This is a genomic window from Bradyrhizobium sp. CCBAU 11430, assembly GCF_028128855.1.
Taxonomy (GTDB): domain Bacteria; phylum Pseudomonadota; class Alphaproteobacteria; order Rhizobiales; family Xanthobacteraceae; genus Bradyrhizobium; species Bradyrhizobium ottawaense.
Genome location: NZ_LBJV01000003.1, coordinates 176557 through 193633 on the forward strand (window position 1 = coordinate 176557; position 17077 = coordinate 193633).

Sequence of the window (17077 nt, forward strand, 5' to 3'; positions counted from 1 at the left end):
TCTTCAGTCCCGTCCGCGTCGGCGGACTTGAACTTCCGAACCGCCTGGTCATGGCGCCCATGACGCGCTCGCGCGCCGATGCCAACGGCGTTCCCGGCGGCCTCGCCGCCGAATATTACGCGCAGCGCGCCGGCGTCGGCCTGATCGTCACCGAGGGCACCCAGCCGTCCGATGACGGGCAGGGCTACATGACCACGCCGGGCATCTACACGCCCGCGCATGTCGCCGGTTGGCGCAAGGTCACCGACGCCGTGCACGCCAAGGGGGGCCATATCTTCATCCAACTCATGCATGCCGGACGCATGTCGCATCCCGACAACACGCCGCATCACCGGTCGGGCGTGGCCCCGTCCGCGATCGCGCCCGATACGCCGATGTTCACGCCGAAGGGCATGCAGGATATCCCGCAGCCCCGGTCGCTCGCGATCGATGAAGTGCGCCGGACCGTCGGCGACTTCCGCGATGCCGCGCGTCACGCCATCGCGGCGGGCGCGGACGGCGTCGAGATCCATGGCGCGAACGGCTATCTGGTCCAGCAGTTCATTGCGCCGAGCGCGAACACCCGGACCGACGCCTATGGCGGCTCGATCGAAAATCGCGCGCGTTTCGCCGTCGAGGTTGCGGCGGCCATCGCCGCGGAGATCGGCGCGGACAAGACGGCGATCCGCCTGTCTCCAGGCATCACGATGTGGGGCATCGACGAAGGCGCCGAAGGACCGGACCTCTATCGCCATCTGGTCGCTGAGCTCGACAAGCTTTCGCTCGCCTACCTTCACATCATGCATCAGGGCGACGATCACCTGCTCGCCGACCTCCGCAGACTGTGGCGCGGCAAGCTGATCGTGAACAGGCCGGGCCGTCCGCGCGATCGTATCGGTTCCGACGTCGCCGCGGGGCTGGCCGATCTGGAAGCATACGGCCAGATGATCCTGGCGAATCCCGATTTTCCGACCCGCCTGAAATCCGGTGCGCCGCTGAACGAGGCCGACCGCAGGACGTTCTTCGGCGGTGATGCAAGCGGGTACACCGACTATCCCGCATGGGACGCGGCTGCCGCCGTCTGAGGACGGGCGGTCATCACATTCATCGGCTCTGCACCGCGACCGCGGCGCAGAGCGCTCATTTTCATCAATGCTTGCGGAAGGCACCTGAAGTGAAACGCGTGGAACTGGACAAGAGCCTGAACGTGACTCTACCGTCGCTCGAAAGCCTCCGGCTCGATGGACTGAATGTCGCCGTGATCGGCGGCACCGGCGGGATCGGTCGGGCATTCAGCCATCAACTCGCAGCCAGGGGCGCGAATGTCCTGGTCGTCGGTCAGACCTTCCGCGACCAGGACATGCCGCGCATCACGTTCATGAAGGCAGATCTGAGCTCGATGCGGGATGCGCGCCGCATCGGCAGCGCGCTGCCCGCCGGCAAGATGGACATCGTTGTCTTCACGACCGGCATCATGGCAGGCCCCAAACGCGAGGTGACGGGCGAAGGCATCGAGCGCGACCTTGCCGTCAGCTATCTGAGCCGCCGCGTCATCCTCAACGAGATTGCTCCGCGACTTGGCAAGGACCGCGCCCGGGCCGACCTGAGGCCCCGCATGTTCGTCATGGGATTTCCGGGGACGGAGCAGAGGGCGAATGTCGACGACCTGAACTCGGAACGAAGCTACAAGCGGTTCGCCGCACATTCGAACACCGTGGCCGGAAACGAAGTGCTCGTCATCGAGGCGGCCAGCCGCTTTCCCGACGTCGACGTGTTCGGCCTCAACCCCGGTTTCGTCAAGACCAACATCCGCGCCAATCTGCTCGGGTCGCGCGCGCTGTTCGCCGTCGTGGAATGGCTGACCAGCTTCATGATGGTCGAGCCGGATGCTTATGCCGAGCGGTTGGTTCCGCTCCTGGTGTCGCGCGATCTCAACGGCCGCAGCGGTGCGATGTTCAATAACAAGGCGGAGGCGATCCTGGCGAGCCCGTCGTCCACGGAGCCGTCCTATGCGGCCGCGCTGATGGGGGCCTCCGACAGACTCGTCAGTCGCGCGATGGAAGGTCGAGCGGGGAAGGGTGCATGACCGGGCTTTCTCTCGAGGCCTGCGCGGACAGACCGCCCGATTGTCCTTTACCGTTTAGAAACCATGGCAAATGATCCGAAAATTTTAACGAAACTGCTCGGCTGTCTGCGCGTCGATTCACTGGAGGGCCCGTCTGATGACAGAGCACCAGTTGAGAGAGCAGGAATGCCAGATCGCGCGTTATCGGCGCTTGGAACGGGAGGTGACGGATCCACTTGCCGCGTGCCTGCTTCACGGCATCGTCGAGGAGCTTGAAGCCGAGCTGCGCAAGGAAAGGCCGGATTGGCACGGGCCGCGTGATTAACGGTTTCTTAGCGCTATCATGCGGATTGTTGTGCGGGAATGCCAGGGAGACTGCTCCCATGTTGAAGGACGGGACATATGCGGCGTGGTACAAGACGCCGCTCGACCAGGGGACCGGGATCGTCCATGTCGCAGACGGACAGATCTGGGGCCGCGACAGCCTGATGACGTATCATGGCTCGTGCCTGGTCGATGGAGATCGCTTCACCGCCACCGTATCAACGAAGCGTCATACCGACGGACGTGCAACGGTCTTCGGCGTGGAAGACGAGCTCACCCTGGATATCGAGGGAAACTGTCCCGGCAAGATCGCGACTTACACCGCGACGGCACAACAAGTGCCGGGAATGATCCTCAAGGGCACGCTCATTCTGACCGAACAGCAGCCGCAGGCAAGTGAGCGAACCGAGCAGTTCCCGGCATTCAATCCCGACAAGCTGCCAAAGCTGCCGAAGCGCTCGCGCTGAAAATTTCGTATCGCGATGCGTGACGTCAGGGGCCAGCTGACCGGCTGCTCCAGCGAGGCGAGGGACATCATTTGTCCTCCGGCCAGCCCCGGGCGAGTATCGCGGCTTGTTGCAGGGTGATGCTTCGGACCAGGGGATCCGCATGACGGTGCACGAGTTGCCAATCCGTGCCATCCTTGCGGTAGACCTCGGTCACGCGCAACGACCAGTCTTGGGCCGGCAAACCGCCCACTTCGGCCCGCTGGTGTTCGGTCATTGCGAGAACGACGAGCGCGTCCGATGCATGGGTTTGCAAGACCTCGAGCTCGGTTTCGCCTTCCCTGAAGTATCGCGATAGGTCGGCCAGGCGCTTGGGGCTGGCGTCGAATCCGCGACTGGCAGGCCCGCCGAACGGCTGCATCAACGTGAAATCCGGCGCGACGCGGACGAGCTGGAGCCAGCGATCCATGTCGCCACGCATGAACGCCGCATTTTTCGCGCGGGCACGTTCGATGAGGCTGGCTATGGCGTCGTTCCCGGCGGCCGCGTCGGCCGAAAGCTGAACGGACAGCGGAATTGCAGCCGTGGCGGCCATCATCGAGCGCCGCGACATCTTCTCCTGCGGGTCTGGCCAATTGTTCACACCGGGCGGTCTCTTGGTCATCTCGCCTCTCCTGATCGAACGACGAATGCCCCCATCCATGAGACCTTGAACTTGATGAATCCAGCGATATGATTTCAGCATCATGCTGAACCAAATTGATCTATCCAGGATCGACCTGAATCTCCTCGTGCTCTTCCGTGTGGTTCTGGAAGAACGTCATGTCGCGCGTGCTGCAGGCCGGCTGAGCCTGACGCCGTCGGCTGTCAGCCATGCGCTTGGCCGGCTCCGTCTCTTGCTGAACGACCCGCTGTTTCTGCGGACGCCGAAGGGCGTCGTTCCAACGGCCCGGGCCTTGGAGCTCGAGGAGCCCGTGACCGAGATCATCGCGCGCATCGAACAGCTGATCGGCTCGGCTGCACCGTTCGACCCCGCGAAGAGCCGCCGCCGGTTCACGATTGGCGCCCCCGATGCCGTCCTGGCCTCGACATCCGTTCAGCTCCTGCGATCGATCGCGACTGCGGCCCCCCATATCGACCTCGCCCTGATCCACCTGATGCCTGCGCCGCGCGGCGGCGCGATCGGGGAGCCCTGGCACCAAAGCCTCGATATGCTCGAAAGACGCGAGCTCGACGTCGCAATGCTGCCGCTGCCGACGGTATCGCCGCGATTCGAGGCGCGCAGGCTCTACGACGAGGATTTCGTGCTGGCCATGCGCAAGGGACATCCCCTCGCGAAAGCGCCCACCCGTGCTGCATTCTCGCAGTCACAGCATCTGCTGGTGTCTCTCAGTGGTGAAGCGCGCGGTTTCGTCGATCAGATGTTGGCAAAGCGCGGCCTCGAGCGCCGCATCGCCTTGACCGTCCCGAATTTCATGATGGCGCTCGTCCAGCTTTCAGGATCTGATCTGATCGCAGCATTGCCGCGCCGATTGGTGGAGCACCACGCCGGCCGTTTCGGCTTGGTGTTCGTCGAGCTGCCTTTTGCGCGTAAACCGGATGCGATCCGGGCGATCGCAACCAAGGCGGCGATGAGAGACGCCGGCATCGCGTGGCTCATGCAGGTCGTGGTCAGCGCAATCGGAGCAGGTCGGCCCTAAAGCCGCCCCTCTGAAGCCGAAAAGTATTCATCCGACGCCGAAAAGTGACGGCATTGTGCCTGCCGCACCGTCTACGTTTGCTGGATCTGGGTCCTCCCGGACGCGCTTCTCAAATGGCCTCGAACTGTTCATTGTGCCGGGCCGAAAACCAAGAGAAGCGGAGCAGCATCAATGTCGGACAAGGTCTCGCGTCGCCGGTTTGCGAAGCTCGCGGGGTTGTCCGCAGCCGGGGTGACAAATCCGCTTGATCTCGTCGAGGCCAGGCCGGCAGCCATGCCGCGCAGCGGCAGCGGTTTTCCGGCGGGCTTTGTCTGGGGCACGGCGACCTCGTCCTATCAGGTCGAGGGTGCGGTCAACGAGGACGGGCGAGGGGCCTCGATCTGGGACAAGTTCGTGCGCATCCCCGGCAAGATCGAGGACGGCACCACTGGTGACCGCGCCAATGAGCATTATCACCGCTACAAGGAGGATATCGCGCTCATCAAGGCGCTCGGCTGCAAGGCCTATCGCTTCTCGGTGGCCTGGCCGCGGCTGTTTCCGGACGGCGACGGCAAGCCCAACCCGAAGGGGCTCGACTTCTACAATCGTCTCGTCGACGAGCTCCTGAAGAACGGCATCGAGCCGTGGCTGACGCTGTATCACTGGGATCTGCCGCAATCGCTGCAGGATCGCTTCGGCGGCTGGCGTTCGACGGAAACCTGCAAGATCTTCGGCGACTACGCCGCCTATGTCGCCGAGCATCTGACTGACCGTGTCAAAAACGTGTTCACGCTGAACGAGAGCGGCCGCTTCGTCTATTTCGGCTACGGCATCGGCATCGACGCGCCGGGCGTGACGCTGCCGCAGGCCGAGGTCAACCAGATCAGGCACAACAGCGCGCTCGCGCACGGGCTCGCGGTGCAGGCGGTGCGCGCCCATGGCCGCCGCGGCACCCGAGTGGGGCCGGCCGAGAACATCGATGCCTGCGCGCCCGCGATCGACACGCCGGAGAACGTCCGTGCCGCGGAGATCGCACTGCGCGAGATGAATGCCGGCTATCTCAACGTCATCATGACGGGCCGCTACACCGACGCCTTCCTGAAATTCGCCGGCCCCAACGCGCCGAAATACACCGATGCGGAGCTGAAGATCATCTCCTCGCCGGTCGATTTCCTCGGCCTCAACATCTACGCGCCGCAGAACTATGTGGTGGCCTCCGACCAGGGCGCGGGCTTCATGCCGCTGCCGATCCCGAAATCGTTCCCGCACATGAACTCGGACTGGCTGCGCGTCGGGCCGGAGACGCTCTATTGGGTGCCGAAGCTGGCGGCAAAGATCTGGAAGACGGATGCGATCTACATCAGCGAGAACGGCGCCTCCGGCGATGACGTCGTCACGCCGGACGGCAAGATCTACGACACCGACCGCATCATGTACCTGCGCAACTATCTCGCCCAGCTCCAGCGCGCCACCGCCGAAGGCGTCCCGGTCCGCGGCTATTTCCTCTGGAGCCTGATGGACAATTTCGAGTGGGTATATGGGCTGAACAAGCGTTTCGGGCTGTACCACGTCAATTTCGACACCCAGGTCCGCACGCCGAAACTCAGCGCCAGCTTCTATCGCAACGTGATCGCGAAGAACGCGGCGGGTGCGTAGCTCTTCTTGCTCTCCCTGTTCTTACGGGGTCGCGACGAGCTTCGCTCGCGCTGAGAGGGCAGGGGTGAGGGGCTCTATCCGCGAGTCCATCTGCCATCGTCCTTGTTGAAGCTCCCCCTCACCCGAATTTTCCGCTGCGCGTAAAATCCGGCCTCTCCCCGCACGCGGGGAGAGGCGAAGGAATGCCGTGCATTGACTCCCATCTCCCCCTGATTGAAAACGCCTCTCAACAACCCACAACAAGAGGACAACGCCAATGACCGATGCACTCATCATCGATGCCTGCCGGACCCCGCGCGGCGTCGGCAAGGCCGGCAAGGGCGCGCTTTCGGGCATTCATCCGCAGCAGCTCGGCGCCACCGTGCTGCGCGCGCTCGCTGATCGGACCGGCATCAACACCGCCGATGTCGAGGACATCGTCTGGGGCTGCAGTGCGCAGGTCGCAACGCAAAGCGGCGATCTCGGCCGTATGTCGGCGCTCGATGCCGGCTATGACGTGCGCGCCAGCGCCGTGACGCTCGATCGCTTCTGCGGCTCCGGCATCACCAGCGTCAACATGGCGGCATCCTCGATCATGGCGGGCGCGGAAGATCTCGTCATCGCCGGCGGCTGCGAGATGATGTCGATGGAAGGACGCCGCGGCGGCGGCCCGATGATGATGGACTCTGGCAATCTGCGCCTGCGCGCGCGGCATCCGCAATCGCATCAGGGCGTCTGCGCGGATGCGATCGCGACGCTCGAAGGCATCACGCGAAGGGACGTCGACGCGCTCGGGCTCGAGAGCCAGAAGCGCGCCGCGCACGCAATCGCGAACGGCCACTTCAAGAAGAGCCTCGTGCCGGTTCACCGCGAGGACGGCAGCCTTGCGCTCGACCACGAGGAATATCCGCGGCCGCAGACGACGATGGAGGGCCTCGGCAGCCTGAAGCCGGCCTTTCCGGCGATTGCCGACTATGCGCTCGACGACAAGGGCACGACCTATCGCGGCCTGATCCTGCAGAAATATCCTGATCTCGAAATCGACTTCATGCACCACGCCGGCAACTCCTCCGGTGTCGTCGACGGCGCCGCCGCGATCCTCTTGGCCTCGCCCGCCTACGCCAGGGCGCACGGCCTCAAAGCCCGCGCCCGTGTCGTCGCGATGGCCAACATGGGGGACTCCCCGACCCTGATGCTGAACGCGCCGGTGCCGGCGACGCGCAAGGTGCTGGCGAAGGCGGGGCTGACCGTCGACGACATCGACCTGTTCGAGATCAACGAGGCGTTCGCGGTGGTGGCGGAAAAATACATCCGCGACCTCAAGCTCGATCGCGCCAAGGTCAACGTCAACGGCGGCTCGATCGCGCTCGGCCATCCCATCGGTGCCACCGGCTCGATCCTGATCGGCACCGTGCTCGACGAGCTCGAACGGCGCGACCTCAAGCGTGGTCTCGTCACCATGTGCGCCGCCGGCGGGATGGCGCCGGCCATCATCATCGAGCGCATCTAGCGCGAGCGAAGCTCGCCGCGCCCCTGTGGCAATAGGGTGAGGGAGCAGGTGAGACGCCACAACGCGACGATCTAGCCTTATTTTCTAGGGCGAAACGCACTCCTCCGCGCACAAAGAGGCACCTCGTCGCTTGTCGAAAGCGGCGAATCAGCTTTAGCAAGGTTGCGTGCGGGCCTTTGAAACAAGGTAAAATCCGCTGCCTGAGGCTTCTCCCGCTCCGGAAGTCGCTAAAAAGCAGGGTTTTTTGCCGCTGAGGGCCAAAAAAGCCCGTAAAACCGCGACAAAACTGTGCAGAAGGCTATAGGCCTTCGCCGGTTGGTCTAATATGCAACCGGCAACGAATCAGAGGAGACACGATGCCAACCCAAATGTCCAAATCGCAGTTGATCGAAAAGATTGCGACCGCCACCGAGCTTTCCAAGCGCGACGTCAAGAACGTCATGGAGACGCTGACCGACGTCGGTCACAAGGAGCTCAAGAAGAACGGCCTGTTCCTGGTGCCGGGCTTCGCCAAGTTCGTGGTCATCAAGAAGCCCGCGACCAAGGCGCGCAAGGGCACCAACCCGTTCACGGGTGAAGAGATGATGTTCAAGGCCAAGCCGGCCCGCAAGATCGTCCGCGCCCGCCCGGTCAAGGCGGCCAAGGACGCCGTGGGCTAACAACGCAAAGGCCCCCTCGGTCGGAGGGGGCCTTTCGATTGGGGCAGCCGCGAGGGCCTGAGACGGAGGGCTCAACCCTTGCGGCGCTTCACCCGGACCGGAATGGGTTGAAGCCGCGGTCTTGAACCTAGTCCTGGCGCCGCCAGCCCATCGCGAACCCGGTCGATCGCGCGATCGAGCAACTGACGCAGCCGCTGCGTTGTCCGCGACCTCTTCGCTTTCTCCAGCAGTTTCTTCATCGCATTCACTCCGCCGCTTCGACCTTCGCATCGACCGGTTCGAGGGCCGCGGCGATGGCTTCGTCGACGCGCTCCAGCCAGATGAATTCGAGGTTGTCCCGCGCGCTCTTCGGGATGTCGTCATAGTCCCGCTTGTTGCGCGCCGGCAGCATCACCCGCTTCAGGCCCGCCGCCGCGGCCGCCACCACCTTCTCCTTGATGCCGCCGACCGGCAGCACCAGGCCGCGCAGCGAGATCTCGCCGGTCATCGCGGTGTCGCTGCGCACCGTGCGGTTGGTGAGCAGGGACGTCAGCGCCGTGAACATCGCAACGCCCGCGCTCGGTCCGTCCTTCGGGGTTGCGCCCGCCGGAACGTGAACGTGGATGTCGCTCTTCTCGAACACCGACTGATCGATGCCGAGCTGCGTGGCCTTGCTCTTCACCAGCGTCAGCGCAGCCTGCACGCTCTCGCGCATGACCTCGCCGAGCTGGCCGGTCAGGATCACGCCGCCGCGGCCGGGCACACGGGACGCCTCGATGAACAGGATGTCGCCGCCGACAGGCGTCCAGGCAAGGCCGGTTGCCACGCCCGGAACGCTGGTGCGCTGCGCGATCTCGCCTTCGAAGCGCGGCTGGCCGAGCACGGTGGCGATGTCCTTCGGCGTCACCACCACCTTCGCAGTCGTGCCTTCGGCGACCTGCACCGCGGCATGCCGGAACAGCTTGCCGATCTCGCGCTCGAGGTTACGCACGCCGGCCTCGCGGGTGTAGCCCTTGACCACCAGCTTCAGCGCCTCCGGCTCGATCTCGGCCTGCTCGGCGGTCAAACCGTTGGCCTCGAGCTGCCGCCGCACCAGATAGCGCTTCGCGATCTCCAGCTTCTCCTCTTCGGTGTAGCCGGCAAGGCTGATCAGCTCCATGCGGTCCAGGAGCGGACCCGGGATCTGGTCCAGCATGTTGGCGGTCGCGATGAACACCACGCGCGACAGGTCGAAGGGCACGCCGAGGTAATTGTCCCGGAACGTCCCGTTCTGCTCGGGGTCGAGCACCTCCAGCATGGCCGCTGACGGATCGCCCTGCACGCCACGGCCCATCTTGTCGATCTCGTCCAGCATCATGACGCAGTTGCGGCTGCCAGCCTTCTTGATGCCCTGGATGATGTTGCCGGGCAGCGCGCCGATATAGGTGCGGCGGTGACCGCGGATCTCGGCTTCGTCATGCACGCCGCCAAGGCTGACGCGCACGAAGGGGCGATCCATCGCACGCGCGATGGACTGGCCGAGCGAGGTCTTGCCGACGCCGGGCGGACCGACGAAGCACAGGATCGGCGCCTTGCCCTGCGGGGCGAGCTTGCGCACCGCCAGATATTCGATGATCCGGCCCTTGATCTTCTCCAGGCCGAAATGATCGGCGTCGAGGATGGCTCGCGCCTCCTTGATGTCGATCGGCTTCTCCGCAGGCAGCGCCCAGGGCAGCTCGATCAGCCAGTCGAGATAGGTACGGACCATGCCGGCTTCGCCGGCGGCCTCCGGCATGCGCTCGTAGCGGCGCAGCTCCTTCCTGGCGTGCGCGTCCGCCTCCGGCGGCATGTTGGCCTTGGTGATGGCAGACGTCAGCTCGGCGACCTCGGCCGCCTTGCCGTCGCCTTCGCCAAGCTGGCGCTGGATGGTCGCCATCTGCTCGCGCAGGATCGCCTCGCGCTGCCGCTCGTCGAAGCTGGCGCGTGTCTTCTGGCCGATCTCATTGCTGATGCGCAGCACCTCCAGCCGCTCGGCCAGATGCTTGGACACCTTCTCGACGCGCAAGGCGAGGTCGATGGTCTCCAGCACCTCCTGCTTGTCCTGCGGCTTGATGTCCATGAACGAGGTCGCCAGATCCGCCAGCGCGCCGGGCGCGGTGGTGCCCTGGAACATCGCGGCGAGCTCAGGCGGCGCCTGCGGCAGCAGCTCGATCGCCTCGATCGCCTGGCGCTGCAGATTCAGCGCGCGCGCCTCGATCTCCGGCGAAGTCGTGGTGGGCTCCGGAATCTGCTGGATGCGCGCAGCCGGGAACGGCGTCGCCGGCAGGAAGTCGAGGATGCGCGCGCGCTGCACGCCCTGGCAGACGATGTGATGGGTGCCGTCGGGCGCGGTGATGTAGCGCACGATGTTGGCGATGGTCGCGACCCGGTAGAGGTCGTCCGGCGTGGGATCATCGACTTCGGGATTGCGCTGCAGGACGATGCCGATCGGCCGCTGCTCGCGCAGCGCCTGCTGCGCCGCCGCGATCGATTTCGGCCGCGCGATCGCGATCGGCCCGATCGCGCCGGGAAACAGCACCATGTCGCGTACGGCGACGATGATCAGCGCGTCTTCGGGGATCTTCACGTCGTTATTGGTCTGTTCGTTGTTCATCTGTTCGGTGGCCATGATCGACCTCAGGATTTGGCGAGGCGCAGCGCGACGCAGCCGTCCATCACGAAGCGGCTGATGGCGTAGCGGCCGAGGGGCAATGCAATGCGGCGCTCAAAACGCCCCTGCGGCAGTTCGAGCCGGTGGATACGGGCGTTGCGAAGCTCCGGCGGAAGCGTGCGCTGGCCGGAGACGACGAGCACGCCGTCACGAATGACCGTCTCGACATTGTCCGGATTGACGCCGGGAAGCGCGACCAGGATCAGCAGCTCATGCTCGGTTTCGAGCACGTCGATCGGCGGCTCCCAGCAGGCTTCCTGGCGGCCGAACTGCTGGCGCAGCCGCTCGGCGCGCGTCAGCTGGTCCAGGGCTTCGGACAGCATCCAGTCGAGGGGATTTTTGGGTTGCATGATGCGGGCTCAGGGGTGGGAAAGCCTGCATATGGGGCTGGTTCCCGGGAAATCCAGTGCGGTGGCGCTGACGTGCCATGCGCCATCGTGCGATCGCAAAAGCAAGCGCCGCGGCTACGGCCCAAAAAGCAAACGCCGCGGCTCTGGCCCAAAAAGCAAACGCCGCGGCTCTGGCCGCGGCGTTTCGTCATCGGCTGGCGCGCGGGTCAGGCCGCGGCGCGGTAATCTTCTTCCGCCTCGAGGTTGATCACCGAGGTGGCCAGCTCGGTCAGCGTATGATCGGTCGCCTCTTCCTCGTCCAGCGTCGCCTGAAGCAGCCTTGCTGCGTCCTGCATGCCGAGCTCCTCGGCCCAGGTGCGCAAGGTGCCATAGCGGGAGATCTCGTAGTGCTCGACCGCCTGCGCGGCGGCGAGCAGTCCCGCATCGAGCGCCGGCGCTCCCTTGAACTCCTTCATGATCTCGGCGCCCTCATCGGTAATGCCGTTGATCGCCTCGCAGGGCTTGCCGCGTGCAGGCTTGCCCAGCATCTTGAAGATCTGGTCCAGACGCTTGACCTGGCCCTGGGTCTCGCGCAGGTGCTTGTTGAAGGCGGCCGCGAGCTCTTTCGAGTTTGCAGCCTTGGCCATTTTGGGCAGGGTCTTGATGATCTTGTTCTCGGCGAAATAGATGTCCTTCAGCGTCTCCAGAAACAGGTCGCTGAGCATCTTCGGCGCCTGACGCGGTCGGCGCGCTGTGGTCTTCTTGGGTGCGCGTTTCTTCGCTCGTTTAGCCATATGTCCTCCTCTTGAGGTGACACGGGAAGGCATCTCCTTCCCCAATCCTCAGCCCATCAAAGCCGTTTGGAGAACGAAAGTTCCAAACTGCAACCGGCGCGCGCGGCGACCGTTCAGGTCGGGCGCTTGTAGGGATCTTCCTGGCGCTGTCGGGCCTCGGTGTTGCGATCGAGCTGCGCCCGCTCGCTGCGCCTGAGGTGGCCGGCCTTCATCACGCCATAGACGAGGACCCCGCCGAGCACGAAGGCCCCGATGAACCAGAGCCAGAGCAGGTTGGCCGAGAGCTGGCCGAGAAGCATTCCGATTCCACTGTCGCTCATTGTCGCCTCCAGTGATTTCCAAAGCGGCTTTGCTGGGCTAAGTCAGCCCGGAAGCCATCGTTCCAGCGTCCAAGGACCCCACCGGCACATGCTCGACTTCGCCCTGTCCGCCTTCGTGACGCTGCTGCTGGTTGTCGATCCGGTCGGCCTTGCGCCGGCCTTCCTCGCTGCGACCGCCGGCATGCCCGACAAGGTCAAACGAACCATCGCATTGCGCGCACCGCTGATCGCGGCCTCGATCCTGGTGGTGATCGCGCTGGTCGGAAACTGGCTGCTGCGCCAGCTCGGGATCGGCATCCCCGCCTTCCAGATCGCCGGCGGGCTGCTGCTGTTCGGCGTGTCCTACCAGATGATCTTCGGCGATCGTCCGCATCGCGAGGCCCGCGAGGCCGACAAGGCGACGTCCGAGCACGCCTCCGATGTCGCGGTGTTTCCCCTGGCCATCCCCATGATGGCCGGCCCCGGCGCGATTGCGACCACGTTGCTGCTTTCGGGCGACGCCGGCTATGGGGCGAGGCTCGCGGTGATCATCGCGGTCGTGCTCTCGGTCTGCCTGCTCTGCATGCTGTGCTTCGTCTCGGCTCACCTGATCGCGAAAACCCTCGGCCGCACTGGAAATGCCGTGCTCTCGCGCGTCCTCGGCATGCTGCTCGCCGCCTATTCCGTGCAGTTCGTGATCAACGGGATTGCGGCGGTCAGGACCAGCCTGCCATAGGGCTGCGACAATCCGTGAATTCGTTGATTTTGCCGTCCATTTGGTGATTTGGCAGGAGGGGCGACAAGGTGGCATCGGATCCGGGCCGCTTTCGCTTGCACTGCCATATTGCTTTGACGTACTTCGGGTCTAACAAGCCCATCGTCAGGAAATCGGGATGTCGACGACAGCGGAAGAGCTCGCCAAGAGACAGGCCATCATCGACGCCTGCCGGCGCATGAACGCGCTCGGCATCAACCAGGGCACCTCGGGCAACATCTCTGTCCGGCATGTGGACGGGCTCCTGGTCACGCCGACCAGCGTGCCCTATGAGGCCATGACGCCGGACCAGATCGTCTTCATGGCCATGGACGGCACACATGCGCCCGATCAGAAGCCGTCGAGCGAATGGCGCTTTCATCGCGACATCCTGAAGTCACGGGGTGACGTCAACGCCGTCGTGCACGCCCATCCGACCTATTGCACCATCCTGGCGATCATGGGCATGGAGATTCCGCCGGTGCACTACATGATCGCGGCGGCCGGCGGCGACAGCATCCGCTGCGCGCCCTATGCGACGTTCGGAACCGTGGAGCTGTCCGAACATGCGGTGCGGGCGCTGGAGGGGCGGCTTGCCTGCCTGCTGGACCATCATGGCATGATCGCGATCGGCAAGACGCTGGACAAGGCGATGTGGCTCGCCGTCGAGGTCGAAACGCTGGCGCGGCAATATCACGGCTGCCTCCAGATCGGGAAACCGCCGCTGCTCCCCAGCGAGGAGATCGAACGGGTCCGCCAGCGCATGGCCGGCTACGGCCTGTCGGAAGGTTAGGGCGGGCGGTGTTCGCGCGGATCAGACATCTCACCGATCGCAAGGGATCTAACCGCGTCATGGTTCGGCTGCGCGCTCTGTTGCGCAGCAACGAGTTCTATCTGATCCCGCTGGCGCTGGTGATCGGCACGCTGGCCGGGGCGGTGGTGACGCTGATGGCGCATATCGCGCAGATCGCGCACGTGGTGATCTATGGAATTCCCGTCGATGTCCACTTGTCGGCCCACGCGAGCGTCAGCCCGTGGGCGGCACTGATCGCGCCGGCGCTGGGTGGGCTTTCGCTTGGCATCATGGAGTGGTCGCGGCGTCGGATGAAGATTTCGAACGCGGTCGACCCGATCGAGGCGAACGCGCTGCGCGGCGGCAATCTGTCGATGCGGGACAGCGTCATCGTGTCGAGCCAGACGCTGATCTCCAACGGCTGCGGCGCCTCGGTCGGCCTCGAGGCCGGCTATACCCAGATTGGCTCGGGGATCGCCTCGCTGTTCGGCAAGTTCTTCAATCTGCGCCGCAACGATCTGCGCCTGATGGTCGGCTGCGGCGCTGCGGCTGCGATCGCGGCGGCATTCGGCGCGCCGATCACCGGTGCCTTCTACGCCTGTGAGTTGATCGTCGGCGTCTATTCGGTCGGCAGCGCGGCCCCGATCCTGGCAGCCTCGCTCGCCGGCGCGCTCACCGCGCAATGGCTCGGCGGCGCGCCATACTCGCTGGAGATACCCAAGGTCAGCGCCGTCGGCGTCGAGCAATATCTGGCCCTGATCGGGCTTGCGCTCATCACCAGCGGCGTCGGCATCGCCGTGATGCGCTCCTCGCCGATGTTCGAGCGCCTGTTCGCCTGGCTGCCGATCTGGCTCCGGCCGGTGATCGGCGGCCTCATCGTCGGCGGCTTCGCCATCGTGACGCCGCAGGTGCTGGCGGCCGGCCATGGCGCCATGGTGCTCGATCTCTTTCACGACATGACGATCGGCCTGATCGCGCTGATCATCGCCCTAAAGGTGACAGCCTGCCTGGTCTCGCTCGCCTCGGGCTTCCGCGGCGGTCTGTTCTTCGCCTCGCTGTTCGTCGGCAGCCTGATCGGAAAGTTCTTTGCCGCGGTGCTGCTCTTGATCAGCCCGAACTTCGCCATCGATCCATTGGTTGCGATGCTGACGGGCATGGCGACGCTCGGTGTCGCCATCGTCGGCGGCCCCCTGACCATGTCGTTCCTGGTGCTCGAGATGACCCGCAATGTCGACGTTACCGCCGTGGTGCTCGCCGGCTGCATCGTCACCTCGATCTGCGTTCGCTTCATGTTCGGCCACTCCTTCTCGACCTGGCGCCTGCATCTGCGCGGCGAGACCATCCGCAGCGCCAATGACGTCGGCTGGCTGCGCAATCTCACCGTCGAGCGGCTCATGCGCTCCGACGTCGGCAAGGTGCCCTCGACCACGACGATCGCCGCCGTCCGCCGCGAGTTCGCGCTGGGATCGCGGCCCGGTATCGTCATCGTCAACAATTCCGACGAATATGTAGGCTTGGTCCTGCTGCCGGACCTGTTCTCCAGCGACCTCGACACCATCGCCGACGACATTCAGGTGATCGAGCTTGCCCGCCTGATCGACATTGTGCTGATCCCGGAAATGAACGTGAAGTCGGCGATGGCGGTGTTCGACGAGGCCGAAGCCGAGATGCTGGCGGTGGTCGATTCCACCGACAGCCGCAAGGTGGTCGGCTTCCTCACCGAAAACTTCGCCCGCCGCCGCTATGTCGAGGAGATCGACAAGGCGACGCGCGGGGTGCTCGGGGCGCTGTCGTAAGCGCTCGCTCCCGGTTATCGGCCTGGTTGGGGCGGAGCCGCGACCAGGAGCGTCACGATCCGCCGCACCATCGGCAGCACCAGCAGCAGCGTCGGAAAGGCGACCAGCCAGGACAACGCCCAGGCGCCCGGCCAGGTCGCGAGGAACGCCGGCGTCGCACCTAAGCTCCGGAGCGTCGAAATGACCGACACCACGGCGGTCATGAGGATGGACAGCACGAACGGCATCACGATCGGCGCATAGCGCGCCGGCAGTTTGCGAACCACAATCATCTGATTTCTCTTGGAAAAGGACGCGTCGGTCACGTTGAACCCTGCAAATGGCATCGATCCCGACGGCGTCGGTTGATGCGTTGGTTCACGTGAAACGCTTACGGCGACCGGAAAACGGCGCGGCTGTTCATTATCCGCTCAGGTTCGATGGTTCAAGCTGCGAGTTGGTCGTTCGGTTTACAATCGTTCAAAGCGTGGCAGATTGCCGCGAACATGAAACCATCTCAACGGTTTGCGCATTGAATCCGGTTTGCAGATCCCTACGTTTGGCAAGAGCATCGGCAAGATTATAGGAAGGTCAAAATGACTGTGAGACCCATGATTTCCGCAGCCGGCCGCAACATGGTGCTGGCCGCGTTCGCAAGCCTGGCATTGGTCGCAACCTCCGCATCGCCCTCGGCTGCGGCGTCCCCCGGGGCGGTGTCAGCGAAGCCCGTCACGGCAGGGCAGGGCTCCTCCGACGTCACCGATTTCAGCGCAGCCCGGCGTCGCCACTATTATCGGCGCGGGTCGAACGCCGCAGGCCTCGCCTTCATGGGCGCCGCGGCGGGTATCATCGGCGGGGTGATCGCCGAGCAGCGGCGCCGCGACTACTACGAGAACCGCTATTATTATGGGTCGCGTCCCTACTATGGCGGTCAGGGCTATTATGGCGGTCAGGGTTATTACGGCGGCGGCAGTCCGTTCTATTACGATCCGGGCTACTGAGCAGCTGTTTTCAGCGCGGCCCGGAATGGGTTGCGCGAAAAGGGCGGTGCTTTGCGCCGCCCTTTTTTTGATGCGTCGGTATCCTTGTAGCCCGGTGGAGCGAAAGCGTAATCCGGGGCCGCTCGCCCGGCGTCTCGCACCGTCCCGGATTGCGCGGAGCCTGTCATCGGGCGGCGCTTCGCGCCGACCCGTTGGCGCCATCCGCACTACGGGACCGCGCCTGTGTCGCCCTCTGTCAATCCTCGTCGCCGAAAATATTCCACTTTACCGAAATTCGGTTTCGGCGTATGTGTTGCCCATCCCGGTTCACCAAGAGGGGCGATCATGTGTCGTCACGCATCGCGAGCCGGGCTTGCGGTGGACGCGG

Annotated in this window: 19 protein-coding genes and 1 pseudogene; 13 read left to right on the forward strand and 7 right to left on the reverse strand. The window is 64.6% G+C overall.

Features of this window, described 5'->3' with window-relative positions; genetic code table 11:
* Positions 1-50: 50 nt before the first annotated feature.
* The 4 genes from XI04_RS00840 (at position 51) to XI04_RS00855 (ending at position 2835) form a co-directional block, all read left to right on the forward strand.
* Complete coding sequence (locus tag XI04_RS00840; protein ID WP_246554291.1) at positions 51-1064, forward strand: alkene reductase; 1014 nt, start codon at positions 51-53, stop codon at positions 1062-1064.
* An 89-nt stretch (positions 1065-1153) separates the two neighbouring features.
* Complete coding sequence (locus tag XI04_RS00845) at positions 1154-2065, forward strand: SDR family NAD(P)-dependent oxidoreductase (protein WP_271610412.1); 912 nt, start codon at positions 1154-1156, stop codon at positions 2063-2065.
* Between the two features lie 136 nt (positions 2066-2201).
* Positions 2202-2369 (forward strand): hypothetical protein, encoded by a 168-nt coding sequence (locus XI04_RS00850; protein ID WP_162832255.1) that lies wholly within the window; start codon positions 2202-2204, stop codon positions 2367-2369.
* A 58-nt stretch (positions 2370-2427) separates the two neighbouring features.
* Positions 2428-2835 carry a hypothetical protein gene (locus XI04_RS00855; protein ID WP_271610413.1) on the forward strand — a complete coding sequence of 136 codons (408 nt, stop codon included), beginning with the start codon at positions 2428-2430 and terminating at the stop codon, positions 2833-2835.
* 67 nt (positions 2836-2902) lie between these two features.
* Here XI04_RS00855 and XI04_RS00860 read toward each other — a convergent pair whose 3' ends face one another.
* Positions 2903-3478, reverse strand: coding sequence for a YybH family protein (locus XI04_RS00860; RefSeq protein ID WP_212429330.1), 576 nt, complete (start codon positions 3476-3478; stop codon positions 2903-2905).
* An 82-nt stretch (positions 3479-3560) separates the two neighbouring features.
* Here XI04_RS00860 and XI04_RS38655 point away from each other — a divergent pair.
* From XI04_RS38655 to XI04_RS00880, 5 genes and pseudogenes are all read left to right on the forward strand, one after another.
* Positions 3561-3710, forward strand: a pseudogene (locus tag XI04_RS38655) (LysR family transcriptional regulator); the annotation flags it as partial.
* 78 nt (positions 3711-3788) lie between these two features.
* Positions 3789-4514, forward strand: coding sequence for a LysR substrate-binding domain-containing protein (locus XI04_RS00865; protein ID WP_333913138.1), 726 nt, complete (start codon positions 3789-3791; stop codon positions 4512-4514).
* Between the two features lie 171 nt (positions 4515-4685).
* A complete protein-coding gene (locus tag XI04_RS00870) occupies positions 4686-6149 on the forward strand; it encodes a GH1 family beta-glucosidase (protein ID WP_038973574.1) in 1464 nt (487 codons plus the stop codon).
* A gap of 256 nt (positions 6150-6405) precedes the next feature.
* The gene (locus XI04_RS00875; RefSeq protein WP_038973573.1) at positions 6406-7638 is read left to right on the forward strand and encodes an acetyl-CoA C-acetyltransferase; all 1233 of its coding nucleotides are present in this window, start codon (positions 6406-6408) and stop codon (positions 7636-7638) included.
* Positions 7639-7994: 356 nt separating this feature from the next.
* Positions 7995-8297 (forward strand): HU family DNA-binding protein, encoded by a 303-nt coding sequence (locus XI04_RS00880; protein WP_018320691.1) that lies wholly within the window; start codon positions 7995-7997, stop codon positions 8295-8297.
* 71 nt (positions 8298-8368) lie between these two features.
* Here the strand turns inward: XI04_RS00880 and XI04_RS00885 are convergent, their stop codons facing one another.
* The 5 genes from XI04_RS00885 to XI04_RS00905 form a co-directional block, all read right to left on the reverse strand.
* On the reverse strand, positions 8369-8536 hold the full coding sequence (locus tag XI04_RS00885) for a hypothetical protein (RefSeq protein ID WP_193374898.1): 168 nt from the start codon (positions 8534-8536) through the stop codon (positions 8369-8371).
* Positions 8537-8541: 5 nt separating this feature from the next.
* Positions 8542-10923, reverse strand: a complete 2382-nt coding sequence (lon, locus tag XI04_RS00890) for an endopeptidase La (protein WP_271610414.1) — start codon at positions 10921-10923, stop codon at positions 8542-8544.
* Positions 10924-10931: 8 nt separating this feature from the next.
* A complete protein-coding gene (locus XI04_RS00895; protein ID WP_271610415.1) occupies positions 10932-11315 on the reverse strand; it encodes an Hsp20/alpha crystallin family protein in 384 nt (127 codons plus the stop codon).
* Between the two features lie 206 nt (positions 11316-11521).
* Positions 11522-12088, reverse strand: coding sequence for a YciE/YciF ferroxidase family protein (locus tag XI04_RS00900; protein ID WP_028142668.1), 567 nt, complete (start codon positions 12086-12088; stop codon positions 11522-11524).
* A gap of 113 nt (positions 12089-12201) precedes the next feature.
* The gene (locus tag XI04_RS00905) at positions 12202-12408 is read right to left on the reverse strand and encodes a hypothetical protein (RefSeq protein WP_018320686.1); all 207 of its coding nucleotides are present in this window, start codon (positions 12406-12408) and stop codon (positions 12202-12204) included.
* Positions 12409-12496: 88 nt separating this feature from the next.
* Between XI04_RS00905 and XI04_RS00910 the strand changes: the two genes are divergently transcribed.
* The 3 genes from XI04_RS00910 to XI04_RS00920 all read left to right on the forward strand — a co-directional run bounded on the left by XI04_RS00910 (position 12497) and on the right by XI04_RS00920 (position 15730).
* Positions 12497-13123: a MarC family protein gene (locus tag XI04_RS00910; RefSeq protein WP_028142667.1), complete on the forward strand. Its 627-nt coding sequence runs from the start codon at positions 12497-12499 to the stop codon at positions 13121-13123.
* Positions 13124-13280: 157 nt separating this feature from the next.
* Positions 13281-13934 (forward strand): L-fuculose-phosphate aldolase, encoded by a 654-nt coding sequence (locus XI04_RS00915; protein ID WP_028142666.1) that lies wholly within the window; start codon positions 13281-13283, stop codon positions 13932-13934.
* 8 nt (positions 13935-13942) lie between these two features.
* Positions 13943-15730, forward strand: a complete 1788-nt coding sequence (locus XI04_RS00920; RefSeq protein ID WP_028142665.1) for a chloride channel protein — start codon at positions 13943-13945, stop codon at positions 15728-15730.
* A gap of 14 nt (positions 15731-15744) precedes the next feature.
* Here the strand turns inward: XI04_RS00920 and XI04_RS00925 are convergent, their stop codons facing one another.
* Positions 15745-16002, reverse strand: a complete 258-nt coding sequence (locus tag XI04_RS00925; RefSeq protein ID WP_038949196.1) for a DUF2798 domain-containing protein — start codon at positions 16000-16002, stop codon at positions 15745-15747.
* A 303-nt stretch (positions 16003-16305) separates the two neighbouring features.
* On the opposite strand from XI04_RS00925, the gene XI04_RS00930 reads away from it, so the two are divergent.
* Positions 16306-16710 (forward strand): hypothetical protein, encoded by a 405-nt coding sequence (locus tag XI04_RS00930; protein WP_028142664.1) that lies wholly within the window; start codon positions 16306-16308, stop codon positions 16708-16710.
* Positions 16711-17077 lie beyond the last annotated feature (367 nt).